Annotated in this window: 21 protein-coding genes; 5 read left to right on the top strand and 16 right to left on the bottom strand. The window is 72.1% G+C overall.

Translation table 11 applies throughout. The features are described 5' to 3' along the window. Nucleotide 1: 1 nt before the first annotated feature. On the bottom strand, nt 2-829 hold the full coding sequence (locus ABZ915_RS12320; RefSeq protein ID WP_361800046.1) for an enoyl-CoA hydratase family protein: 828 nt from the start codon (nt 827-829) through the stop codon (nt 2-4). 353 nt (nt 830-1182) lie between these two features. Here ABZ915_RS12320 and ABZ915_RS12315 point away from each other — a divergent pair, with 353 nt between their 5' ends. Further along, complete coding sequence (locus ABZ915_RS12315; protein WP_361800043.1) at nt 1183-1635, top strand: ATP-binding protein; 453 nt, start codon at nt 1183-1185, stop codon at nt 1633-1635. Here ABZ915_RS12315 and ABZ915_RS12310 read toward each other — a convergent pair. The 3 genes from ABZ915_RS12310 to ABZ915_RS12300 all read right to left on the bottom strand — a co-directional run bounded on the left by ABZ915_RS12310 (nt 1595) and on the right by ABZ915_RS12300 (nt 5497). After that, nucleotides 1595-3052 (bottom strand): amino acid permease, encoded by a 1458-nt coding sequence (locus ABZ915_RS12310; protein ID WP_361800040.1) that lies wholly within the window; start codon nt 3050-3052, stop codon nt 1595-1597. The genes ABZ915_RS12315 and ABZ915_RS12310 overlap by 41 nt on opposite strands. Nucleotides 3053-3187: 135 nt before the next feature. Beyond that, nucleotides 3188-4195, bottom strand: coding sequence for an ornithine carbamoyltransferase (argF, locus tag ABZ915_RS12305; RefSeq protein ID WP_361800037.1), 1008 nt, complete (start codon nt 4193-4195; stop codon nt 3188-3190). A 78-nt stretch (nt 4196-4273) separates the two neighbouring features. Then, nucleotides 4274-5497 (bottom strand): arginine deiminase, encoded by a 1224-nt coding sequence (locus tag ABZ915_RS12300; protein ID WP_361800034.1) that lies wholly within the window; start codon nt 5495-5497, stop codon nt 4274-4276. Nucleotides 5498-5621: 124 nt separating this feature from the next. On the opposite strand from ABZ915_RS12300, the gene ABZ915_RS12295 reads away from it, so the two are divergent. Both ABZ915_RS12295 and ABZ915_RS12290 read left to right on the top strand, forming a co-directional pair. Next, nucleotides 5622-6659, top strand: coding sequence for an SPFH domain-containing protein (locus tag ABZ915_RS12295; RefSeq protein WP_361800031.1), 1038 nt, complete (start codon nt 5622-5624; stop codon nt 6657-6659). Then, the gene (locus ABZ915_RS12290) at nt 6656-7555 is read left to right on the top strand and encodes a hypothetical protein (RefSeq protein ID WP_361800028.1); all 900 of its coding nucleotides are present in this window, start codon (nt 6656-6658) and stop codon (nt 7553-7555) included. The genes ABZ915_RS12295 and ABZ915_RS12290 overlap by 4 nt, the downstream gene beginning before the upstream one ends. Before the next feature lie 9 nt (nt 7556-7564). Here ABZ915_RS12290 and ABZ915_RS12285 read toward each other — a convergent pair whose 3' ends face one another. From ABZ915_RS12285 to ABZ915_RS12235, 11 genes are all read right to left on the bottom strand, one after another. Next, the gene (locus ABZ915_RS12285) at nt 7565-8107 is read right to left on the bottom strand and encodes a DUF5825 family protein (RefSeq protein ID WP_361800025.1); all 543 of its coding nucleotides are present in this window, start codon (nt 8105-8107) and stop codon (nt 7565-7567) included. Further along, complete coding sequence (locus tag ABZ915_RS12280) at nt 8104-9969, bottom strand: RiPP maturation radical SAM C-methyltransferase (protein WP_361800022.1); 1866 nt, start codon at nt 9967-9969, stop codon at nt 8104-8106. Before ABZ915_RS12280 ends, ABZ915_RS12285 begins: the two co-directional genes overlap by 4 nt. 216 nt (nt 9970-10185) lie before the next feature. Further along, on the bottom strand, nt 10186-12741 hold the full coding sequence (locus ABZ915_RS12275) for a polynucleotide kinase-phosphatase (RefSeq protein WP_361800019.1): 2556 nt from the start codon (nt 12739-12741) through the stop codon (nt 10186-10188). Beyond that, complete coding sequence (locus tag ABZ915_RS12270) at nt 12738-14204, bottom strand: 3' terminal RNA ribose 2'-O-methyltransferase Hen1 (protein WP_361800016.1); 1467 nt, start codon at nt 14202-14204, stop codon at nt 12738-12740. Before ABZ915_RS12270 ends, ABZ915_RS12275 begins: the two co-directional genes overlap by 4 nt. Before the next feature lie 316 nt (nt 14205-14520). Further along, entirely contained in the window at nt 14521-15456 is a 936-nt protein-coding gene (locus tag ABZ915_RS12265) for a hypothetical protein (RefSeq protein WP_361800013.1), read from the bottom strand. 162 nt (nt 15457-15618) lie between these two features. Continuing rightward, nucleotides 15619-16110: a hypothetical protein gene (locus tag ABZ915_RS12260; protein ID WP_361800010.1), complete on the bottom strand. Its 492-nt coding sequence runs from the start codon at nt 16108-16110 to the stop codon at nt 15619-15621. Between the two features lie 138 nt (nt 16111-16248). Further along, on the bottom strand, nt 16249-17172 hold the full coding sequence (locus tag ABZ915_RS12255; protein ID WP_361800007.1) for an LLM class F420-dependent oxidoreductase: 924 nt from the start codon (nt 17170-17172) through the stop codon (nt 16249-16251). Nucleotides 17173-17259: 87 nt separating this feature from the next. After that, the gene (locus tag ABZ915_RS12250) at nt 17260-17733 is read right to left on the bottom strand and encodes a DUF6099 family protein (protein ID WP_361800004.1); all 474 of its coding nucleotides are present in this window, start codon (nt 17731-17733) and stop codon (nt 17260-17262) included. Nucleotides 17734-17938: 205 nt separating this feature from the next. After that, complete coding sequence (locus tag ABZ915_RS12245; protein ID WP_361800001.1) at nt 17939-18280, bottom strand: nucleotide pyrophosphohydrolase; 342 nt, start codon at nt 18278-18280, stop codon at nt 17939-17941. Next, nucleotides 18277-19581 carry an ATP-binding protein gene (locus ABZ915_RS12240; protein ID WP_361799998.1) on the bottom strand — a complete coding sequence of 435 codons (1305 nt, stop codon included), beginning with the start codon at nt 19579-19581 and terminating at the stop codon, nt 18277-18279. Before ABZ915_RS12240 ends, ABZ915_RS12245 begins: the two co-directional genes overlap by 4 nt. A gap of 212 nt (nt 19582-19793) precedes the next feature. Beyond that, entirely contained in the window at nt 19794-20183 is a 390-nt protein-coding gene (locus ABZ915_RS12235) for a cell division protein SepF (RefSeq protein ID WP_361799995.1), read from the bottom strand. A 313-nt stretch (nt 20184-20496) separates the two neighbouring features. Between ABZ915_RS12235 and ABZ915_RS12230 the strand changes: the two genes are divergently transcribed. Next, nucleotides 20497-22179 carry a hypothetical protein gene (locus ABZ915_RS12230; protein ID WP_361799992.1) on the top strand — a complete coding sequence of 561 codons (1683 nt, stop codon included), beginning with the start codon at nt 20497-20499 and terminating at the stop codon, nt 22177-22179. Between the two features lie 2 nt (nt 22180-22181). Here the strand turns inward: ABZ915_RS12230 and ABZ915_RS12225 are convergent, their stop codons facing one another. Beyond that, nucleotides 22182-22697 carry a YceI family protein gene (locus ABZ915_RS12225; protein ID WP_361799989.1) on the bottom strand — a complete coding sequence of 172 codons (516 nt, stop codon included), beginning with the start codon at nt 22695-22697 and terminating at the stop codon, nt 22182-22184. Nucleotides 22698-22791: 94 nt separating this feature from the next. Here ABZ915_RS12225 and ABZ915_RS12220 point away from each other — a divergent pair, with 94 nt between their 5' ends. After that, the gene (locus ABZ915_RS12220; protein ID WP_361799986.1) at nt 22792-23292 is read left to right on the top strand and encodes a helix-turn-helix domain-containing protein; all 501 of its coding nucleotides are present in this window, start codon (nt 22792-22794) and stop codon (nt 23290-23292) included. Nucleotides 23293-23369: the final 77 nt, after the last annotated feature.

Below are 23369 nucleotides of genomic sequence, written 5' to 3'. Positions count from 1 at the left end.
GTCACCTCCCGCGCCATTTCGGAGGGCGCTTCTCGGTGAACGCCGCGTGGAACTCCGCGTAGTCCTCGCCGTTCATCAGCAGTGCCTGCGTGGAGGCGTCCAGCTCGACCGCCGCCGCCAGGGGCATGTCCAGTTCGGCCGTGAGCAGGGCCTTCGTCTGGGCGTGTGCGAGAGCGGGGCCGTCGGCGAGGCGGCGTGCGAGCGCCTGCGCGGCCTCGTCGGCGCGGCCCTCGTCGGTCAGCTCGCTGATCAGGCCGATCCGCTCGGCCTCGGGTGCCCGCACGGGGTCGCCCAGCATCAGCAGGCGGGTGGCGTGGCCGAGGCCGACCACGCGGGGCAGCAGATAGGCCGCGCCCATGTCGCCGCCGGACAGGCCGACCCGGGTGAAGAGGAACGCGAACCGGGCGCTCGGGTCGGCCACCCGGAAGTCCGCCGCCAGGGCCAGGACCGCTCCCGCCCCCGCGGCGACCCCGTGCACGGCGGCGATCACCGGGAAGGGGCACTCCCGTACGGCCCGTACGACCTGCCCGGTCATCCGGTTGAAGTCGAGCAGCTGGGCGGTGTCCATGGCGAGGGTGGCGCCGATGATCTCGTCGACGTCGCCGCCGGAGCAGAACCCGCGGCCCGCGCCGGCCAGCACCAGGGCCCGGACCGACCGTTCGCGGGACAGCTCGGCGAGCAGGTCGCGCAGGTCGGCGTAGGCGCCGAAGGTGAGGGCGTTGAGCTTGTCGGGACGGGCCAGGGTGACGGTGGCGACTCCGTCCGCGAGCGCGACGCGCAGGTGCTCCCAGTGGGCGGTGCGGGCGGCGGAGCCGGTGAAGGGACTCATGACGTGCGGCCTCCCTGGGCAGCGGTGCCACGTGACTCGTGCTGGCTCTACCCCACGAAGCTATCACCTATTTGTGACTGTCGTCATGAGTGCGCGACAGAGCGGGTGGGCACGACATGAGTGGGGGGCGCGGCGGAGCCGGGCGACCGAGCCGGGCGGCCCGCATGAGCCCGGTCACATCGGTCACAGGAAGTCGACACTCCGGTAACAGCGGGACCCCGCGTGAGAGGCGGGGCGCCGACGTGGGTAAGCCGCCCGGTACCGGGGCCGAAGGCTCCTTGCGGTGCCCGTCGAGGGACTCTGTAGCCGGGCCCCGTACCATGCATACGGTTGAAAGCAGGACAGCCTGCTCCATGAACGGATCCGCCTTGTACGAACGCCCCTCAGCCCCCGCCTCCTGGCGCGTCGCGCTGCCGCACACCGCCGCCGCGGTGCCGGTGGCCCGTGCGCTGGTCCGCACGGCGCTGGCCGAGCAGGAGCACGCGGCCGACTGCGACACCGCGGAGCTGCTCACGGCGGAGCTGGTGGCCAACGCGGTGGAGCACACCGCGGGCACCGGCCCGATCGAGCTGGTGGTGGAGCTCGCCCCCACCGGCTGCCGCGTCGAGGTGCACGACCCGGACCCCGCGCCGCCCGGCCATCTCACCCGTGCCGTCGTGGAGCCCCCCGATCCCTGGCAGGAGGGCGGGCGCGGGCTGCTGCTGATCCGCGCCCTCAGCTCGGCCTGCGGGCACCGGCCCACCGCGGCGGGCAAGGCGGTGTGGTTCAGACTGCCTGTGGTGCCCGCTCAGCGGCGTCCCGCGTGACCCCGGCGGTGGCCTCTGCCTCGGCGGCGGCCAGCCGGGAGTTCCGGCGCCCGTAGCCGGCGTACACCCCGAAGCCCACCACCAGGAACACCGCGAACTGGATCCAGGTCGTCCAGCCCGTCTCGTACATCAGGTACAGGCAGAAGCCGACGCCGAGCAGCGGGAGGACCGGGTACAGCGGCACCCGGAAGCTGCGGGCGAGGCCCGGCTCACGGCGGCGCAGGGCGATCACCGAGATGTTGACGACGGCCATGATGGCGAGCGTGCCGATGGTGCACAGGTTCATCACGGCGTCCAGCGAGGCGAAGGCCGCCGGGACCGCGAAGACGGTTCCGACGATCAGGGTGCCGGCGACCGGCGTGGCCGTCTTCGGCGACACCTTCTCGAAGACGCCCGGGATCAGCCCGTCCCGGGACATCGACATCAGGATGCGGGTCTGGCCGTACATCACGGCGAGCACCACGGAGGCGATGGCGACGACCGCGCCGAAGGCGATCACCCCGCCGCCGACGGCCGACCCGGTGACCTCGTTGACGACGTACGACAGCGCCGCGGGCCGGCCCGCGACCTGGTCGCCGCCGATGGCGCCGATCGCGGCGAGCGCGACCGCGCAGTACAGCAGGGTGACCACGCCCATGCAGACGAGGATCGCCACCGGGATGTCCCGGCGGGGGTTCTTCGCCTCCTCCCCGGCGGTGGTGATCGCGTCGAAGCCGATGTACGAGAAGAACGCGGCGGTGGTGCCCGCGCCGATGCCGCCGATGCCGGCGGGCGCGAACGGGGTGAGGTTGCCGTCCTTGAAGGCGCTGAAGCCGATGACGCAGAAGGCGACGAGGATGGCGATCTTGACGGCCGCCATGACGGCGGTGGCCCCGGCGCTCTCCCGGACGCCGCGCACCAGCAGCACACAGCCCATGGCGATGACGATCACGGCGGGCAGGTTGACCACTCCGCCGTCGCCCGGTCCGCCGCTGAGGGCGGCGGGCAGCTGGAGGCCGGTGAGGCTGTGCAGGAGTTCGTTGACGTACTGGCTCCAGCCGACGGCGACCGCCGAGATGGAGATGCCGTACTCCAGCAGCAGGCACCAGCCGACCAGGAAGGCGGTCGACTCGCCGAGCCCGGCGTAGGCGAAGGAGTACGACGATCCGGAGACCGGGATGGCCCCGCCCAGCTCGGCGAAGGAGAGGGCGGTGAAGACGCAGGTGATCGCCGCGAGGACGAAGGAGACGACGACGGCCGGGCCCGCCTGGGCGACCGAGTCGGACAGGCCGACGAAGATGCCGGTGCCGACGATCGCGCCGACGCCGAAGCAGATCAGCTGGAAGAGGCCCATGGTGCGCTTGAGGCCGTGACCCTCGCGGTCGGCGCCGGACTCGGCGACGAGGAGCGCGGGGGGCTTGATGCGGGGAGCGGGCATGCGGGTGGTGCTCGTTTCTGGTGGTGCGGGGGTGCGACCGGGTTCGTCGCGGCGGTGGCCCTGGAAGGGGTGACTCCGGGCCGCCGGTCAGGATAAGGCCTGGTGGGACGGGTGGGAAAAGCCTGGCGAAGTGGATCAGGCCAGGGTGGCGACGAGGACCGCCTTGATCGTGTGCAGCCGGTTCTCGGCCTCGTCGAAGACGACCGAGTGCTTCGACTCGAAGACCTCGTCCGTCACCTCCAGGGAGGTCAGCCCGTAGGTCTCGTGGATCTCGCGCCCGACCTTGGTGCCGAGGTCGTGGAAGGCCGGCAGGCAGTGCAGGAACTTCACGTCCGGGTTGCCGGTGGCGCGCAGTACGTCCGTGGTCACCGCGTACGGCGACAGCGCGGCGATGCGCTCGGCCCAGACCTCCTTGGGCTCGCCCATGGAGACCCAGACGTCGGTGGCGACGAAGTCGGCGCCTGCGACGCCCTCGCCGACCTGCTCGGTGAGGGTGACGCGGGCGCCGCTGCCCTCGGCGAGCTTGCGGGCGTGGGCGACGACGTCCTCGGCGGGCCAGTACTCCTTGGGCGCCACGATCCGCACGTCCATGCCGAGCAGGGCGCCGGTGACCAGGTAGGAGTTGCCCATGTTGAAGCGGGCGTCACCGAGGTAGGCGAAGGCGATCCGGCCGAGCGGCTTGGCGCAGTGCTCGGTCATGGTCAGCACGTCGGCGAGCATCTGGGTGGGGTGCCAGTCGTCGGTCAGCCCGTTGTAGACGGGCACACCCGCGTACGCGGCGAGTTCCTCGACCTTTTCCTGGCTGTCCCCGCGGTACTCGATCCCGTCGTACATCCGGCCCAGCACGCGCGCGGTGTCCTTCACGGACTCCTTGTGCCCGATCTGCGAGCCGGAGGGGTCGAGGTAGGTCGTGGCGGCGCCCTGGTCGGCGGCGGCGACCTCGAAGGCGCAGCGGGTGCGCGTCGAGGTCTTCTCGAAGATCAGCGCGATGTTCCTGCCCCGCAGGTACTGCGGCTCGCTCCCCGCCTTCTTGGCGGCCTTCAGCTCGGCGGCCAGCTCCACCAGCCCGCGGAACTCCTCCTCGGTGAAATCCAGCTCCTTGAGGAAGTGGCGGCCGGCGAGGGCGGTCGGGACTGTCGCCATGGGGGCGCTCCGGGGGGACGGGAACAGGAACCCTGGAAGTCTATACGACATTCCACATTTCTATACAGGCGCCCACTCCTATACGGGCGCCCGTTCGACGGGGCAGCTCATGCAGCGCGGCCCGCCCCTCCCCCGCCCCAGTTCGCTGCCCGGGATCTCGATCACCTCGATGCCCTGCTTGCGCAGATGGGTGTTGGTGGTGGAGTTGCGCTCGTAGGCGACGACGACCCCGGGCTCGACCGCCAGCACGTTGCAGCCGTCGTCCCACTGCTCGCGCTCGGCCGCGTGCACGTCCTGGGTGGCGGTGAGCACCCGGATCTCGCTCAGCCCCAGCGCCGCGGCGATCGCGCGGTGCATGTGCTCGGCCGGATGGTCGGTGACCTTGAGCTCCTTGTCCCCGGCGCCCGGTTCGATCGTGTACGAGCGGAGCATGCCGAGCCCGGCGTACTGGGTGAACGTGTCGCCGTCCACCATGGTCATCACGGTGTCGAGGTGCATGAAGGCGCGCCGCTTGGGCATGTCCAGGGCCACGATCGTGCTCGCCGAGCCGGCCGCGAACAGCTTGTGCGCGAGCATCTCCACGGCCTGCGGGGTGGTGCGCTCGCTCATGCCGATGAGGACCGCGCCGTTGCCGATCACCAGGACGTCGCCGCCCTCGATGGTGGACGGGTAGTCGGCCTGCCCCCGGGACCAGACCCGGAACGTTTCGTCACGGAACAGCGGGTGGTGCCGGTAGATCGCCTCGAAGTGCACGGTCTCGCGCTGCCGGGCGGGCAGGCGCATGGCGTTGATGGCGACCCCGTCGTAGATCCAGGCGGAGGTGTCCCGGGTGAACAGGTGGTTGGGCAGGGGGCCCAGGAGGAAGTCGTCGAGGTCCATCACATGGAAGCGGACGGAGGTGGGCTCCGCGTGCGCCTCGAGGAACTCCCGCTTGGTCATGCCTCCGATCAGCGCCTCGGCCAGCTCGGGCGCGGGCAGGGTCTCGAACGCGGCGCGGAGGTGGTCGGTGGCGAGGGGGCCGTACTCCTTCTCGTCGAAGACCCGGTCCAGGACGAGCGACCTGGCCTCGGGGACGTCCAGGGTCTCGGCCAGCAGGTCGCCGAAGAGATGGACGGTGACCCCGCGGTCGCGCAGCACGTCGGCGAACCCGTCGTGCTCGGCGCGCGCCCGGCGCACCCAGAGCACGTCGTCGAAGAGGAGGGCGTCCTTGTTGCTGGGGGTGAGCCTTTTGAGCTCCAGATCCGGCCTGTGCAGGATGACGCGGCGCAGCCGCCCGGCCTCGGAGTCGACATGGAATCCCATGCCTCCATCCTGACCACCGCCTTCTCGTTTCACCCTCGCATTGCGGTTTCTCGTTCTCGTCCCATTGACGACAAGTGATCCGATCGATTATCGTCGTCATGACGAAAAGGAATGAGGGGGTCCGATGGCCGACATCACCCGGCGCCTGGGCTGGCGCCACCTGCGCGGCGCTCCGACGGCGCACGTCCGGCACCACCGCTCGGGCACGCTGGAGCACGACGGGCCCGGTCTCAGCTTCTGGTACCGCTCGCTGACCGCCGCGCTGTCCGAGGTGCCGGTGGACGACCGGGAGCTGGCGATGACCTTCCACGCCCGCACGGCCGACTTCCAGGACGTGGCGGTGCAGGCGACGGTGACCTACCGGATCAGCGACCCGGCCGTGGCCGCCGCCCGGCTGGACTTCTCCATAGACCCGGACACCGGCGTGTGGCGGGGCGCCCCGCTGGAGCAGCTGGGCACGCTGCTGACCGAGACGGCCCAGCAGCACGCCCTGGACGTGCTGGCCCGCACCCCGCTGGCGGCCGCGCTGGCGGACGGCGTGACCGCGGTGCGGGAACGGATCGCGGCGGGCCTGGGCGCGGAGCCGCGGCTTCCGGCGACCGGCATCGAGGTCGTCGCCGTACGGGTGGTGGCGCTGCGGCCCGAGCCGGAGGTGGAGCGGGCACTGCGGACGCCGGCGCGCGAGCAGATCCAGCAGGAGGCCGACCGGGCGACCTACGAACGGCGGGCGGTGGCCGTCGAGCGGGAGCGGGCGATCGCCGAGAACGAACTCGCCAGCCAGATCGAACTCGCCCGCCGCGAGGAGCAGTTGGTCGAACAGCGCGGCACCAACGCCCGCCGCGAGGCCGAGGAGCACGCGGCGGCGGACGCCGTACGGGCCCAGGCGGAGGCGGCGCGCACGGTGAAGCTCGCGGAGGCGGAGGCCGCACGGTCGGTGCGGCTGGCCCGTGCCGAGGCCGAGGGCGCGCGGGAGGTCGGCGCGGCGCGGGCCGAGGCGCAGGCGGCCTGGCTGCGGGTGCACGCGGAGGTCGAGGTCGAGACGCTGCACGCCCTCACGGGGACCCGGCTGGCCGAGAACCTGCCGCGGATCGACAGCGTGACGGTGTCGCCGGACGTGCTGACGGGCCTGCTCGCGAAGCTGGGGACCGGGGAGCCGGCGTGAGCCTCGCCCCGCGCGCCGTGCTGGTGCACCGGACCACGGAGTACGAGGAGTTGCTGGCCCGGCACGGCACGCACGGGCAGGCCGCCTTCTTCCTCGCCTCCCGGGGCCGGGCCGTCGAGGAGGTGGCCGACCGCCACCACCGCACCCGGCGGGCGCTGGCCGAGGTCGCCTCGGCCGTGCCGCTGACCTGGCGCCAGACCACGGTCGAGCGGGGCGATCTGGACCGTTTCCTCTTCGGACCGGAGGACGTGGTCGTGGTGGTCGGCCAGGACGGGCTGGTGGCGAACGCGGCCAAGTACCTCACGGGACAGCCGGTGGTGGGCATCGACACCGACCCCGGCCGCAATCCGGGCGTCCTGGTGCGGCACCGGCCCGAGGACGCCGCGGCCCTGCTGCCGGCCGTCCGGGCCCGGGGCACGGGCGCCGAGGAACTCACCATGGTCGAGGCCGTCGCCGACGACACACAGCGGCTGGTGGCGCTCAACGAGATCTATCTCGGGGCGGCCGGTCACCAGACGGCGCGCTACCGCCTGGGCCTCGACGGCGACGGGGGTGTCGTCGAGGCCCAGGCCTCCTCCGGGGTGCTGGTGGGCACGGGGACGGGGGCGACCGGGTGGCTGCGGTCCGTGTGGCAGGAGCGGGGCAGCCGCCTCGCCCTGCCCGCGCCCGCCGAGGACCGCCTGGTGTGGTTCGTCAGGGAGGCCTGGCCGTCACCCGCCACGGGGACCTCCCTGGTCGCCGGGGAACTCCGGGCCTCCGCCGCCCTGTCGGTCACCGTCGAGTCCGACCGTCTCGTCGCGTTCGGCGACGGCATCGAGAGTGACGCTCTGGAGCTCACCCGGGGGCAGACGGTCCGGGTGGGGGTGTGCGGGCGGCGGCTGTGGCTGGTGGGCTGACGGCGGTCCTCAGATGGCGGTGCAGGGGACGGGCCAGCGCCGGATGCGGGGTGGCAGGGTCACCGCCCAGGCGTCGGTGACCAGGGCCAGCCGCTCGGCGGCCAGGAGGCCGGCGGCCGTCCGCCGGGCGGGGGGCAGGGTGTCGAGAGGCGTGGGCTCCAGCAGCGTGTGGAAGGCGGCGACCAGTTCGGGGTGGTCGAGGGTGAGCCGGGCCGCGCCGCCGGGCACCCTGCGGTCCAGGACCGTGACGAAGTCCGGGCCACGCCGGTGGTAGAGCAGCCCGAAGGAGTGGCTCGCCCGCCATTCGGTCAACTCGGGGCACTCATCCGGGCGTTCGGCCGGAGGCGGCAGGTGGCACAGGTTCCGGACGTCGTACGGGATCTCCGTACCGGCCGCCTCCCAGATGACGGTGAGCCCCAGTCCCTGACAGTCGCGCAGGAACCGCACCGCCTCCGCGGTCTCCCGGCCGCCCGCGCCCAGCCGCAGCGGCGCGGTCACCTCGACCCGGCGGCCGGTGACGCGGTGCGGGACGGTGGCGGGCAGCCCGGTCATCCGGTCGCTCCCGCGCCGTCGGGCAGGCGGACCGGCGCGTCCCAGGTGGGCAGGGAGACGTACGTGCGGCCGTCGCGGAACAACAGGCCCAGGGCGAGGGCCTGTCGGAGCCAGGCGGTGAGCGCGTCGGCGGGGACCTCGTGACCGTCCGCCGTCAGCAGCCGGTGCAGGGCGGGTTCGGTGCGGCCGTCCTCCAGGAGGCGCAGGGCGGTCGCGGACCAGCCGGTGAAGCGGTGGGTGGTGTGCGGGCGGCCGTGCCGGCGGTCGTGGACGAGGAGGACTCCCTCCTCCTCGCAGCCCTCCTCGTACTCCAGGCGGGAGTGCGGATGCCCGGCCCGCCACGCGGCGACGGCCTCCTTCAGGCGCCGCTCGACCGGGCCGCCGATGCCCGCGTCCTCGGTGTCGAACAGGTAGACGAGATCGGTGAGTTCTTCCTCGGGCAGGTCGTAGACGTGCTGGTACATCGGCGCCGGGCGCCGCTTGCCGAAGCCCAGCTCCGGGTCGGTGAAGTGCGGGCTGAACCGCTCCAGCTGGATGCGGTGGGCGCCGCTGGGCGGCTGGAGGTGGACGAGGGCCGGGAGCTGGTCGATCACCGGGTCGTAGTCCTCGGCGGTCTCGCCCGGGAAGCCGTAGAGGAGGTTCCAGGAGCAGGTGAGCGAGTGGTTCTCGCACTCCCTGAGGGTGCGGACGTTGCGGGCGCCGGTGACGCCCTTGTCCATGAGGTCGAGGACCCTGCTGCCCAGGCTCTCGATGCCGGGCTGGATGTGCACCGTGCCGGAGCGGCCGAGGAGGCCGAGCTGGTCGCGGGTGAGGTTGGACTTGACCTCGTAGTGCAGCCGCAGGTCCCAGCCGCTGTCGACGACTCGGGGCAGGAAGTCCCGGAAGTACGCCATGTCGATGATGTTGTCGACGGTGATGACGTCGAGGATGCGGTGGCGCCGGACCAGGTGGGCGATCTCGTCCCACAGCCGCTCCCCCGGCTTGGCGCGGAAGGCCATGGACGTGCCGTTGAGCCCGCAGAAGGTGCAGTGGTGCTTCTCGCCCCACCAGCAGCCCCGCGCTCCCTCGACGACCAGCTTCGGGTGGACGTACTTCACGACCGGGGAGGTCTCCAGGGCGGCCTGCCAGTGGTCGTAGTCCGGCGAGGGGATGTCGGCCGGGGCCACCGTCCGCCGGGTCTCCGGGTTGGCGCGGGACGTGTCGCCGTCCCACCAGCACAGGCCGGGGACGTCCACGGGGCGTGTGCCGTCGTCCAGGTGACGTAAGAGGGCGGGGAAGGCGTACTCGCCCTCCCCGCGCACCACCTGGTCCACGAACGGATGATTGCGGTGCAGGGCGTGCCCCATGGGGCCGTCGCAGTTGCTGCCGCCGAAGACCACGGCGAGCCCGGGGCGGCGGCGCTTGAGCTCCCGCGCGAGGGCGAGCGAGGCGACGTTCTGCATGAAGGTGCTGGTGAACCCGACGACATCGGGCTCCGCCGCCAGCACCTCGGCCGCGCACCCGGCGATGAACTCCGCCGCGTACGGGCGCATGGCGAGGGCGGTGTCGATGAAGACGCCCCGCTCCGCCGCGTAGTCCCGCAGCCGTGCCGTCCCCCAGCCGGGGTCGTCGTACAGGACGCCCGAGAAGACGAAGTCCCCGAGGCCGTGGAAGATCGAGTCGCTGCCGACCTCCACGTAGTCGCCGGGCCGCAGCCGGCCGCCGGAGCGCTCCAGCAGGAACTCCGCCCAGCGCAGCGAGCCGTGGAACTCCGTCACCTCGTCACGCGGCCGGGCCTGCCGCACCAGCCGGTGCAGCAGACCCAGTTGCAGTGAAGGCAGGTCGATCGGATGCCACGGCATCGTCACCAAGTGAACACGCATGCCGTGTCCCGCTGTATTCCGTCGTTTTCCGGTCAGCGGGTCGGTCGCTTCTCCAGGATGGCCGGCCGGCGGCTGGTGCTCCGGTCCTCGCGCACGACGACCTTCTTGATCTCCATGTCCACTCCCCAGGGACGCGTCACATCGAACACCTTTGCGCCTTACGGGAGTCCACCATATGGACGGATACCTGTGCGACACAAGGGTGTTCCGGGACACTCACAGCCGGGGGTCCACCGGCTCCGACTCCAGCGCGAGCACGCCGAACACCGCCTCGTGCACCCGCCACAGCGGCTCACCGTCCGCGAGCCGGTCCAGCGCCTCCAGGCCCAGCGCGTACTCACGGATCGCCAGCGACCGCTTGTGGTTCAGGAAGCGGGTGCGCAGCCGGGCGAGGTTGTCGGGTCGCGTGTACTCCGGACCGTAGATGATCCGCAGGTACTCACGGCCCCGGCACTTGATGCCGGGCTGGACGAGCCGCCCCTCGCTGCCGCGCACCAGCGCACCCACCGGCTTCACGACCATGCCCTCACCGCCGCGGCCGGTCATCTCCAGCCACCAGTCGACACCGGCCCGCACCGACTCCGGGTCACCGGTGTCGACGTAGAGCCGCCGGGTGGTCTGGAGCAGGCCGCTGCCGTCGTGCTCCACCAGCCGGTCGAGCAGGGCGAGCTGCTCGTCGTGCGGCAGGGCGGCGAGGCTGCGGCCCTGGACGGCGAGGATCTGGAACGGCGCCAGGCGTACGCCGTCCAGGCCCTCGGTGGTCCAGCAGTAGCGCCGGTACGCGTCCGTGAACGCGGCCGCGTTCGAGGCCCGTTCGCGCTGGCGGGCCAGCAGGTCGGTCACCTCGACGCCCCGCGCGGCGGCACCCTCCAGCGCGGCGAGCGCACCGGGGAACACCGCGCCCGACGCGGCGCCGACGGCCGCGTACTGCGACCGCAGCAGACCGGACGCCTTCAGCGACCACGGCATCAGCTCGGCATCCAGCAGGAGCCAGTCGGTGGCGAGTTCGTCCCACAGACCGGCCGCGTCGGCGGCCGACCGCAGGCGTCCGAGGATCTCCTCGGTCACCTCCTGGTCGTCGAAGAACGGGCGGCCGGTACGGGTGTACAGCGAGCCCGTGGGACCGTCGACGCCGAACCGCTTCCGCGCCGCCTCCGCGTCCCGGCACACCAGCGCCACCGCCCGCGAGCCCATGTGCTTCTCCTCGCACACGACCCGGGCGACCCCGTCGGCCGCGTACTGCGCGAAGGCCTCCACCGGGTGCTCCAGGTAGCCGTCCACCTGCGAAGTCGCAGTCGGTGCCATGGTCGGCGGCAGGTACGGCAGCAGGCGCGGGTCGACCGCGAAGCGGCTCATGACCTCCAGGGCCGCGGCGGCGTTCTCCTCACGGACGGACACCCGGCCCGAGTGCCGGGTCTCCACCACCCGGCGGCCGTGCACGTCGTTCAGGTCGAGGGGCCGGCCGTCGTGCCCGCCGGGGGCCTCGGTCCGCAGCGGCTTCGCCGGCTCGTACCAGACCCGCTCGGCCGGTACGTCGACCAGCTGGCGCTCCGGCCAGCGCAGTGCGGTGAGCTTGCCGCCGAAGACGGCGCCGGTGTCCAGGCAGATGGTGTTGTTGAGCCAGGTGGCCTCGGGGACGGGAGTGTGGCCGTAGACGACCGCCGCCCGGCCCCGGTAGTCCTCCGCCCACGGGTACCGCACGGGCAGCCCGAACTCGTCGGTCTCGCCGGTCGTGTCCCCGTACAGGGCGTGCGAGCGGACCCGGCCGGACGTCCGGCCGTGGTACTTCTCCGGCAGACCCGCGTGGCAGACCACGAGCCTGCCGCCGTCGAGGACGTAGTGGCTGACGAGCCCGTCGATGAACTCGCGTACCTCCCGCGTGAACTCCTCGCTCTCGCCCTCCATCTGCTCGATGGTCTCGGCGAGTCCGTGGGTGTGCTGGACCTTGCGGCCCTTGAGGTGGCGGCCGTACTTGTTCTCGTGGTTGCCGGGCACGCACAGCGCGTTGCCCGACTTCACCATCGACATCACGCGGCGCAGTACACCCGGGCTGTCCGGGCCGCGGTCGACGAGGTCACCGACGAAGACGGCCGTACGGCCCTCCGGGTGGACGCCGTCGGTGTAGCCCAGCTTGCCCAGCAGCGACTCCAGTTCGACGGCGCAGCCGTGGATGTCGCCGATGATGTCGAAGGGGCCGGTGAGGTGGGTGAGGTCGTTGAACCGCTTCTCGGTGACGACGGTGGCGTGCTCCACGTCCTGCACACCGCGCAGGACGTGCACCTTGCGGAAGCCCTCGCGCTCCAGGTGCCGTACCGAACGGCGGAGTTCGCGGATGTGCCGCTGGATGACCCGGCGCGGCATGTCCGCCCGGTCGGTGCGGGCCGCGTTGCGCTCGGCGCAGACCTCCTCCGGGACGTCCAGCACGATGGCGATGGGCAGCACGTCGTACCGCTTGGCCAGGTCGACCAGTTGCCGCCGGGAGTCCTGCTGCACGCTGGTCGCGTCGACGACCGTGCGGCGGCCGGCGGCGAGGCGCTTGCCCGCGATGTAGTGCAGGACGTCGAAGGCGTCCCTGGTCGCGCTCTGGTCGTTCTCGTCGTCGGAGACCAGGCCCCGGCAGAAGTCGGAGGAGATCACCTCGGTCGGCTTGAAGTGCCGGCGGGCGAAGGTCGACTTGCCGGAGCCGGAGGCGCCGACGAGCACGACGAGGGAGAGGTCGGTGACGGGGAGGACCCGTCCCCTGTGCTCTGTCGCCTCACTTGCCTCACTCATGCTGCCTTCGCCTCCTTCTTCTCCGTCGTCAGGTTGAACACGGCCATCTGTGTGGGCGGCCCGACCTCCGGGTCGTCCGGCCCGACGGGTACGAACTCCACGCCGTAGCCGTGCCGTTCGGCCACCGCGTGCGCCCACGTCCGGAACTCCTCGCGGGTCCACTCGAAGCGGTGGTCGCCGTGCCGGACATGCCCGGCCGGGAGGCTCTCCCAGCGGACGTTGTACTCGACGTTCGGCGTGGTCACCAGGACCGTCCGGGGTCGCGCGGAGCCGAACACCGCGTACTCCAGGGCAGGCAGCCGGGGCAGGTCGAGGTGCTCGATGACCTCGCTGAGCACGGCGGCGTCGTATCCCTTGAGCCGGTTGTCGGTGTACGCGAGCGAGCTCTGGAAGAGCTTGACGCGCGAGGCCTGCCGCTCGCCCATGCGGTCCAGCTTGAGCCGCCGGGAGGCGATGGTCAGCGCGCGCATCGACACGTCGACGCCGACGATCTCGGTGAACCGCGCGTCCTTCAGCAGCGCCTGCACCAACTGGCCCTGGCCGCAGCCGAGGTCGAGGACGCGGGCGGCACCGGACTCCGTCAGCGCGGCGACGATCGCGTCCCGTCGCTGCACGGCGAGCGGGGTCGGCTTCTCCTCCGTCTCGGTCTCGGCCTCGACGGCGTTGTCGATGTCCTCGACCTCGCTGTCGTCAGCTTCCGCGAGCCGCACCAGCTCCAGCCGCTCCATCGCCTGGCGGGTCAGCGACCAGCGCCGCGACAGATAGCGGCTGGTGATCAGCTTCTGCTCCGGGTGCTCCGGCAGCCAGCCCTCACCGGCGCGCAGCAGCTTGTCGACCTCGTCGGAGGCGACCCAGTAGTGCTTGGCGTCGTCGAGGACGGGGAGCAGGACGTAGAGGTGGCGCAGGGCCTCGGCGAGGGTGAGCCGCGAGGACTCCAGCACGAGACGCACGTAACGCGAGTCGCCCCACTCGGGGAATTCGGCGTCCAGGGCGACCGGCTCGGCGGTCACCGCCCAGCCGAGCGGCTCGAAGAGGCCGCGCACGAGGTCGGGGCCGCCACGGGCGGGCAGCACGGGCACCTCGATACGCAGCGGCAGCGGCTGGGTGGCCCGCTCGGGGCGGGCGTTGCACACCCCGCGCATCGCGCTGGAGAAGACGGCGCTCAGCGCCACCGCGAGCAGTGAGGAAGCGGCGTACGGCCGGTCGTTGACGTACTGCGCGAGCGCCGCGTCGGGAGCCCCGCCGCGCCCCTTGCCCTTCCCACGCCGCACCAGCGCCACCGCGTCCACCTCCAGCAGCAGCGCCGCCGTGCAGCGCTCGGCGTCCGCCTCGGGGTAGAGGACGTGTGCCGTGCCGTAGGAGGTGGAGAACGCCTGCGCCTTCTCAGGATGCTTGTGGAGGAGGAACCCCAGGTCAGTAGCCGGGTGCTGCTCGTCGCCAGTAGTCGAGATCGTCAGGAACACATGACCGATTATGGGTGCCGGTGGGCCCATGGCGGTACTGGATTACCCCGGCACAGCACGGGCGCGCGGGATGGCTCCGCCTGACGCCCCGCGGCAAGGCGGAGCCGGCGAGCACGGCTCCCAAGGCCCTTGCCGGTGGTCCCACCCGGTGGACGTACCCACTGTTCAGTGGGCTGTGTCTGCTGTTCAGTAATCTTCCGCGACATGGGCCTTTTGCCGGCGATCGCCACGGGCGTCCTCGCGATCCGGCAGCTGCGGCTCAGGGTGCGGGGGCGGGACTGGGATCAGGCCTGACGGCGGCGGCCGGCCGCCGCGCTCAGGACTTGTCGACGATCTTCCGGGCGTTGACCATGGCTCGCTCGTTGGCGGCGCGCCGGTCGTCCAGCGCCTTCTTGTTCTTGGCGATGGCGGCCTTCTGCGCGCGGCTCTCGACGGCGTGCACGGCCTGGATGTAGCCGGTGTCCAGTTTGCACTGAGCGTCGGCGGCCGCGGTCTTCTTCTCCTTGCCCGAAGGCTTGTCCGTGCCGTACCAGTCGGTGTCGGTGGACGCCTCGTCCGGGTCGGGGTAGTGGAGGCCCTTGTCCTTCATGCAGTCCGACCAGGCGCGGTTCGCCTTCTTCCACGCGGGTTCCTTCGTCGCCTGCTTGTGCGCCTCGTACCAGAGCTCCATGGCGATCGAGTAGTAGCCGCTGAGCTTCACGGCGCCGACCTTCGTCGGCTTGGGCTCGGGGCCGAAGATCTTCCGCATCGCCTCCCCCATGCACCCGCTCCTGGGGATGGGGCTGCCATGCGCCCGGTGGCTGTCGCCGGACTCGAAGACGCCGGTCAGGGCCGTGTACTGGTCGGCCGGCCACTCCATGGGCTGGTCGGACTCCTGCTGCTGCCGGTTGTGGTAGCCGTGCTCGGCCGCCAGGTCGGGATCGTCCACGCCGTACGGGCTGTCGTCGCCGACCTTGCTGCTGTTCGAGAGGGTGCCCTTCCGCACCGGGTACGTCGACTCGACCGTCCTGATGTCGAGCGACTTGAAGCCGGTGAACCCGAGCCGGACCATGCACTGCTTGGCGAGGATCCACTGCGCCTTGCCGGTGGCCTTTCCGTCGCGGGACGCCGCGTCCGGAATGTAGGCGTGCAGCGGGAACGCCTTCATGGCGTTGAGGTGGTGGGCCCCGTCGTCGGCGTCGTCGTCACCGGCGAACTGGCATGCCGACAAGGCGAGCACGCCGGTGAGGGCGAGAGGGAGGAGTTTACGCACCGGGTCATATGATCAGTCCTGGATCATGCGCGCCGTGATGGAGCCCACAGTTCCGGCACAAGGCGTTCACAGAAGAGTCATGTGATCGCCGCGATGGCTGCCGGACCCCGGTCCGACGAAGTGACCCCTCGTCAACCGGCCACAGGCAGAGGGGCCGACGGCTCACCCCGGCACGGCAGGCTCCCGTCCGCGGCCGGACGTCCTTCCCGCCAGCACCCCGAGGACCACGGCGGCGAGGCCCAGGCCGACGACGGAGGCGTTGATCCAGAAGTAGGCGGGGCTGCTCGCGTGGGTGCTGCCGTCGGCGAGGACACAGTCGAAGCGGAGCGGCACCCAGGAGGCCGTCTGGCCCACGAGCACGCCGGGCGGGAAGTCGTCGCGGCACTCGGGAGCCGGTGTGGAGTCCGCGCCGGAGGAGGACTCGTGCACGGAGAACGCGACCGCTCCGGCCCCCAGCAGATAGAGGATGACGGCGGCCCAGCCCGCCATCCACGCCGACCAGCGCAGCAGGTCGAACCGCCAGTCCGGGCGCCTGCCGGGGAGCGCCACGGAAAGGATCTTGACGATGACGGCGATCCCCCAGACGGGGACCGCGAGCCAGACCGCGATGCTCAGCAGAGCGAAGAAGGTGCCGAGCGGGGAATCGTCGTCCATCGGGAGATCCCAGCAGGGCCCGTCCGGGTGAGGCCGTGACGGAAGCCATACCTCCGGTCACAGGCTCGTCACAGCCGCGGGCGGGTGGGTCCCGGGGCCCGTGAGCCGGACCCCGGGACCGGCCGGCCGGATCGCTCGCTACGACAGCTGGGACTGGACCTGGCCGGAGATCAGCTCCAGGTGGTCCAGGTCGGCGAGGTCGAGGATCTGGAGGTAGATGCGCCGGGAGCCGATCGCGGCGTACCGGCCGATCTTGTCGACGACCTCGGCCGGGCTGCCCGCCAGGCCGTTGGCCTTCAGCTCGTCGACCTCGCGGCCGGTCGCGGCGGCCCGGCGGGCGACCTCCCGGTCGTCCTTGCCGACGCAGACGACGAGGGCGTTGGAGTACGTCAGCTCGTCGGGACGGCGGCCGGCCGCCTCAGCGGCGGCGCGCACCCGGCCGAACTGCCGCTCGCTGTCCTCGACCGAGGCGAAGGGCATGTTGAACTCGTCGCCGTACCGAGCGGCCAGCTTGGGGGTGCGGGTCGCGCCCTGTCCGCCGATCAGCACCGGGATCTTCTGCTGGGCGGGCTTGGGCAGCGCGGGCGAACCGGTGAGGTCGTAGTACGTGCCGTGGAAGTCGAAGGTGTCGCCGAGCTTGGTCTGCCACAGCCCGGTGACGATCGCCAGCTGCTCCTCGAGGCGGGCGAACTTCTCCTTGGGGAACGGGATGCCGTACGCCTTGTGCTCCTCCTCGAACCAGCCCGCGCCGAGGCCGAGTTCAATCCGGCCGCCGGACATCTGGTCGACCTGGGCGACCTGGATGGCGAGCACGCCGGGCAGCCGGAAGGTGCCGGCCGTCATCAGCGTGCCGAGGCGGATCCGCCTGGTCTCCCGGGCGAGACCGGCCAGGGTGATCCAGGCGTCGGTGGGGCCGGGGAGGCCGTCCACATCGCCCATGTGGAGATAGTGGTCCGAGCGGAAGAAGGCGTCGAAGCCGAGGTCCTCGGTGGCCTTCGCCACGGTGAGCAGGGTGTCGTAGGAGGCCCCCTGCTGGGGCTCGGTGAAGATTCGAAGGTCCATACGTCCATCCTGCATGCCGGTGACCTCGTCAACCTCACCGGTACCCGCCGTCACGCGCCGCCCGCGGCACGGATCTTCGGTCGACGGTCACCCCGCCTCTCTCTCCTGCAACGCCGCCGCCTCTCTCGCCGCCAGCTTCCTGAGCATCTCCAGGACGCGGTCCCGGGACTCGTCCGCCGCGTCGATCGCCTCCATGCACTGCCAGTACGTCGCCTCGTCGGCCGCGGCGCTGGCGATGCCGACGAGAGCGATACCGACCTCGCCGAGCAGGCCGCCGAGGCAGAGCAGGGTCTGCCGGGCGTCGTCCAGCTCGGTCAGCTGGGCGGCACGCAGGTCGCCGGGGTCCAGGGCCGGCGTGTCCAGGACACCGCAGCCCCGGCCCGCCAGCTCGGTCAGGCCCAGGGCCTCGCCCCGCAGTTCGGGCGGGCCGGAGACCGCGAGACGGCTGCCGATCGCCTGGGCCAGGGCCTGCGCCTGCCACACCTCTGTCAGTGCCTGAGCCACCTCGCTGCTGGCCGCCAGGGCACGCCTGCTCGTCACGATGAGTCGCACCGCGTCCATACGCTGCCCCCGTCCGTCCGCCCGAACTCATCTTGTTCACTACCCAGAGTGAGGGCGTGTGAGACGTAAAGCCAGAGGAAGACGGAAATTCCTGGACAACAATTCGGATTCGGCGAGCTTTTTGACTCCGTAGAGTAATGATGGAGGACGATCTTCAGTAGGGGACTTCCGCAGGGGTCTTCCGCAGGGATCTCTCGCGGAGGCGCTACGCGTCCCCGTCCCCCGGCGCCGGGAACCTCCGCTCGTTCCGGTCGATCTTGGCGTCCAGCGCGGCCAGCGGGTCGATGCCGAGCACCTCGCACAGCTGGAGCAGATAGGCGAGCACGTCGGCGACCTCGTCCGTGACACGGTGCGCGGTGCCGGGGTCGTCCATGACGCGGGCCGACTCCTCGGGCGTCAACCACTGGAAGATCTCCACCAGTTCGGAGGCCTCCACGCTGAGGGCGGCCACGAGGTTCTTGGGGGTGTGGTAGGGCTGCCAGTTCCGGGCGGCCGCGAACTCGGCCAGCCGGCGTTGCAGTTTCGCCACGTCCAGGGGTTCGGTCACGGCCTCAGGTGTACCACCGTCACGCCGTCCACCCCGGCGGCCCACGAGGCGTCCCCGACCGTCCCGAGGAGGCGGATGTGTCCGGTCCCGCAGGTCCATACCGCCAGCCGCAGCAGTTCCGCCCGCTGCCTGGCGTCCAGCGCCCGGTCCAGACCGTCGGCGAGGACGGTGAGCGAGCGCAGCGCCGCGGGGACCTCGCCGGGCGGGTCGACGTCGAGGACGCTCGGCCCGGTGAGCAGGACCAGTGCCAGCGCCAGGTACCTCAGCTCGCCGTCGCCGAGCCGCCCGAGCACCGTACGGATGCCGTCTCCCCGGTCGAGCACCGCGCGGACGGTCCCGTCGCCCAGCGGTTCGGCCAGCAGGTCGGCGACGGGGCCCGCGCAGCCGGCGCGCACCGCCGCGACCAGGTGCGCATGCCGTCGGCCGCACTCCGCGCGGGTGCGCCACAGGACGTCGGCGAGGTTGTCACAGCCGGACAGGAGCCGTCCGGAGCCCATGGGGACGGCGGCGCGCATCCCGTCGGGCCGGGGATCGCAGGCGAAGACCGAGCGCAGGGCGACGACCATCTGCTCGGCGGCGGCGAGCACCTGGCGTTGCCCGTCCGTCTTGCCGGCCACCCGCAGCGGGAGGAGCGGGGTGCCGAGCCGGTCGTCGGGGAGCGGGGCGCGGGTCACCGGTGACGAGCCGGCCGTGTGCCAGGCGGCCTGCACCGTCCTGCGGCCCGGGTCGCGCAGGGCCGTCTCGAGCAGGACCAGCCCGCCCGCGGTCAACCGCTCGCCCACGATGCGCAGTTCCGGCTCCGCCTGCACCGCGACGTCGAGCCTGACCGGGCCCTCGGCGCCGTCCGCCGTACAGCCGATACGGAAGCCGCGGCGCCGCTGGGCATCGGGCCGGGCCCGCTCCGGCACACAGGCGACCGGGTCCCGGAACGCCTCCGCGAGCTCGGCGCCGCCGCCGAGCCGGGCCAGCGCCTCGTACGCCTGAAGCGCCGTCGACTTCCCGCTGCCGCTCGGCCCGGCGAACAGGGTGAGCGGCCCGAGCGGGAACCCGGCCCGCCGGTGCCCGGCGAACGCGGAGAGCCGCAACTCGGTGATCCGCGGCCGCTCCCACGCGGACGGCCTGGCGGACGGGAGGGCCCCCGGCGCCGGGACCGGCCGTCCGCTCGCGGCGGCCGGGACGGGCTCCGGCGGCGACTCCGGCCCGCCGACCGCGACGGTGGGCGGCGAGCCCTTCTGCCGGGGTGCCCCGGCCCGCGGTCCGGGAGCGACGCTCCCGGCCGGCGGGACGGAGGCTGACGGCACGGGTGCCGACCGGACGGGGGCGGACGGCACGGGGGCCGACGGCTCGGATGACGGCGATACGGATGACGACGGCGCGGATGGCGGCGACACGGACGACGGCTGCGAGACGGGCATGACCGGACCGTAGGGCTCCGCCGGCGCGGCGAACCGTTCCCTCCCGCGGACCTTCCTACGATCGGGGGACCGGGCCCGCCCGCGACCGCCGGCCGGGCTCACGTGCCCGACACGCCCGCGCCCTCCATGAGCCCGCTGACCTCGGTGCCGGGCGGGGTGAGCAGGAAGACGTTCCGGTCGACGCGGTGCATCCCGCTGCCCAGGCCGAAGACGACCCCGGTGCTGAAGTCCAGGACGCGCTTGGCGACCTCGGTCTCGGCACCCGACAGGTCGAGCAGCACGGGCGCGCCCGCCATGATCGTCTCGGCCACGTCGCGGGCGTCGGCGAACACATTGACCCGCAGCACCACGAACCGGCGGCGGGTCTCGGTCTCCGCGTCCGGCAGCGACCGGTGGTTCACCGCGGACGGCCAGGCGTCACGGCCCCGCAGCGGCACGACCTGGGCGAGCCCCTCCCACTGTTCATCGGTGACGTCGTATCGGTTCACCGGCTCCCCCCGACCTGACTCGCACTCATTGCCTGCACCGGTCAATTCTTACGCCAAGTCACCCGTTCGGCCCAACAACGACACGAAGCGCGACAGCACCGCCCGTTTCTTTGTGCTCAGAAATAAGATATGTACGACATCACCTGTCGGCGTCGAACTCCGCCGTTTCCTGCCGGATCGAGGCTTCTTACCGCCCTCACACCGGACTCTTCACCTCCACCCGTACCCCGCTCACCGCCCCCGATTAGCGTCCGGTCTCGTGCACTTGGCAGAAACACAACGAGTGACACCCAGCCGGCGGACACAGTCGGCGGTGTCCGCCGCCCTGGACTCACCCGCTCAGTGGCACCGCGTACTGACCCTCCTGGCCGATGTGAGCCTCTTCATCGGCACCCGGGCGGTATGGACGCAGGCCGCCACGCACCGCTTGGTCCTCGCGGCCGCCATCTCCCTCTGCTATGCCTCGATGCTGGCGACCGGCGTGCTCGCGCTGACGGTCCGCCGGGCCCGCTCACTGGCCCGCCTGGACCTGCTGGTGCTGGTGACGGCGGTGACGCTCGCCGTGTGCACCTGGGCGCTGAACCACAACGGCGGCGACGAGGCGGTCCTGACCACGCAGGCCGCCAGGGAACTGGTCCACGGGCACCAGGTCTACGGTCAACCCTGGCCCTGGCTCTTCGGCCACGGTGTCGCCCTGACCCCGACCATAGACGGCGGCTACGACTACACGTACGGCTATCCCCCGCTGGCCCCGCTGCTGACCGCGCCGCTGCTGTGGCTGGGGCACGCCGGTTCCGCCGCGACGGCCGCGAGCACCGGCGCGCTGATCGTCGGCACGGTCGTGCTGTGGCGCATGCTGCCGGTGCCGTGGCGGTCGGCGGCGACGATGGCCTGTCTGGGCTTCGGCTTCCTGCCGACGTACGCCCGGGTCGGCTACCCGGCGATCATGGGCCTGGCCCTGCTCATCCCGGTCGTGGTGCGCTGGCCCCACATCGGGCGGGGCGGGCGGCTCGGCACGGCGGGGATCGCGCGGGCCGCGTGCCTGGGGGCCGCGTGCGCGGCGCAGCAACTGCCCTGGTTCGTCGCGCCGTTCCTGCTGGCCGGGATCTACGCGGTGCGCCGCGGCGAACTGGGTTCCCGGGCGGCGGGGCTGGTGCTGCTGCGCATCGCCGGGGTCGCGGCCACGGTCTGGCTGCTGATCAACACGTACTTCATCGTGCACGAGCCGGGCAGCTGGCTGTCCGGTATCGCGCTGCCGCTGACACAGGGCGCGGTGCTGCACGGTCAGGGTCTGGTGGACGTCTCGCTGTACTTCACCGACGGCAGCGACCGGCTGGACTGGTACAGCCACGCGAGCATGCTGCTGGCGGCGGCCCTGCTCGCGCTGTTCGTGCTGTTCATCAGGCGGCTGGGCCCGGCGGCGACGGTCCTGCCCTGGTGCGCCTTCTACCTGGCGACCCGCTCGCAGGACGGCTACTACCTGATGATGACCCCGCTGTGGCTGGCGGCGGCGGTCACCGTCCCCCTGTCGGACTTCGCGGGCGCCTGGCAGCCCTGGCCCCGGCCGCTGTCCGGCGCGCGGCGCCGCCCCGCCCGGATCGCCGCCGCCGCCCTGCTGCTCGCCCCGGCGCTGGTGAGCGCGGCCGTGGCGGTGACGGGCACGCCGCCGCTGCGGATGGAGCTCACCTCGGTGCACCGGGCCTCCGCGCGCGCGGTGTCGGCGGTGACCGTGCGGGTGACCAACACGGCGGACGGCGCCCTCACCCCGCACTTCATGCTGACCACGGGGCAGGGGATGAGCCGGTACTGGTCGCCGGTGAGGGGCCCGGCCACGATCCCCGCGCACTCCACGGCGACGGTCGAACTCCGGGCACCCGACGGGTGGTTCCCCCTGCCCCGGCGGACCACCCGGATCCGGCTGCGCGCGTTCACGGCGAGCCCGCAGACCCTGACCAGCCAGGACGTGCGGCTGACCGGGGCCCGCCGCAAAGGCTGAGCTCAGACCTCGGCGCGGGTGAAGCGGAGCGTGGCGGTCACCGTGGTCAGGCCGCGCATCATGCCCAGCTGGTTCCACTCCATGCCGAACTGGTCGCGGTCCACGGTGAACTCGGTCTCCAGCGTGAGCGCGTCGGCGGCCACGCCCGTCAGACGGGCGGTGAGGGTCTGCGGCCGGCTGATGCCACGGACGGTCAGCTGGCCGGTGACGTGCGCGGTGTCGCCGGCGCGGAGTTCGGCGCCGCGCACGGCGAAGGTGACCTCCGGGTGGTGGTCGGCGTCGAAGAAGTCGGCGGAGCGCAGGTGGGTGTCGCGCTTGGCGTTCCCGGTGTCGAGGGAGGCGGCGTCCAGGGTGACGGTGCCGGTGGCGGAGCCGTCGGCCGCGACCTCACCCCGGCCGGCCACGGCCGCGAAGGTCCCCTTGACGGTGACCAGGCCCCAGAAGGTCTTGTGCCCCACGGCCACGGCGGAGGCGGTCGGGTCGAGCTGCCAGAGGCCTGTTTCCACGGCGACGGTCATGGTCGTACTCCCATACGATGGTTCAAATTTGGATGACTGAATGACACCACGCTAGCCCCTCATCCAAATTTGGACAACAGGTAGACTCGAAACCATGGCAGCCGACGCCGAGCACCCCGCCGACCAGCCCACATGCCCGTCCATGAACGGCACCGGGCTACTCCCGCCGGAGCTGCGCGCCTGGATGGTCCTGCTGGCCGCGACCGGCACGGTGGAACAGCGCCTGCGCACCGTCGTGAAGGACACCCTCGACGTCTCCCACGACGAGTTCCTGATCCTGTGCCTGCTGGCCGAACAGCCCGGCGGCCTGCGCATGACCCGGGTGGCCGACCTCCTGGGCCGCCCGAAGACCCGGCTCACCTACCAGATCGCCTGTCTCCAGCACGCCGGCCTGGTCACCCGCAAGTCCGTCTGCGGCGACAAGCGCGGCATCGAGGTCACCCTCACCGACAAGGCCCGAGAGCGGCTGCGGGAGACCTCCGTCCTGCTGGCCGGAACCGTGAAACAGGCCCTCGCCGACTCCATGGGCGACGACCAGCGAGCGGCCATGTGCGCGCTGGTCCCGGACCTCGAGGACGACCCTTCCGGAGGCTGAGAGGCGCAGGTCACAGCCACCGCGAGGGAAACGTCACAGCCCCCGCTCTGCTACCACTTGAGCGCCCTGCCCTAGCA

It is taken from the genome of Streptomyces sp. NPDC046915, from assembly GCF_040644935.1.
In the GTDB taxonomy this organism is placed as follows: domain Bacteria; phylum Actinomycetota; class Actinomycetes; order Streptomycetales; family Streptomycetaceae; genus Streptomyces.
The sequence above is the reverse complement of the archived record's forward strand: the minus strand, read 5'-3'. Positions and strand labels throughout refer to the sequence as shown.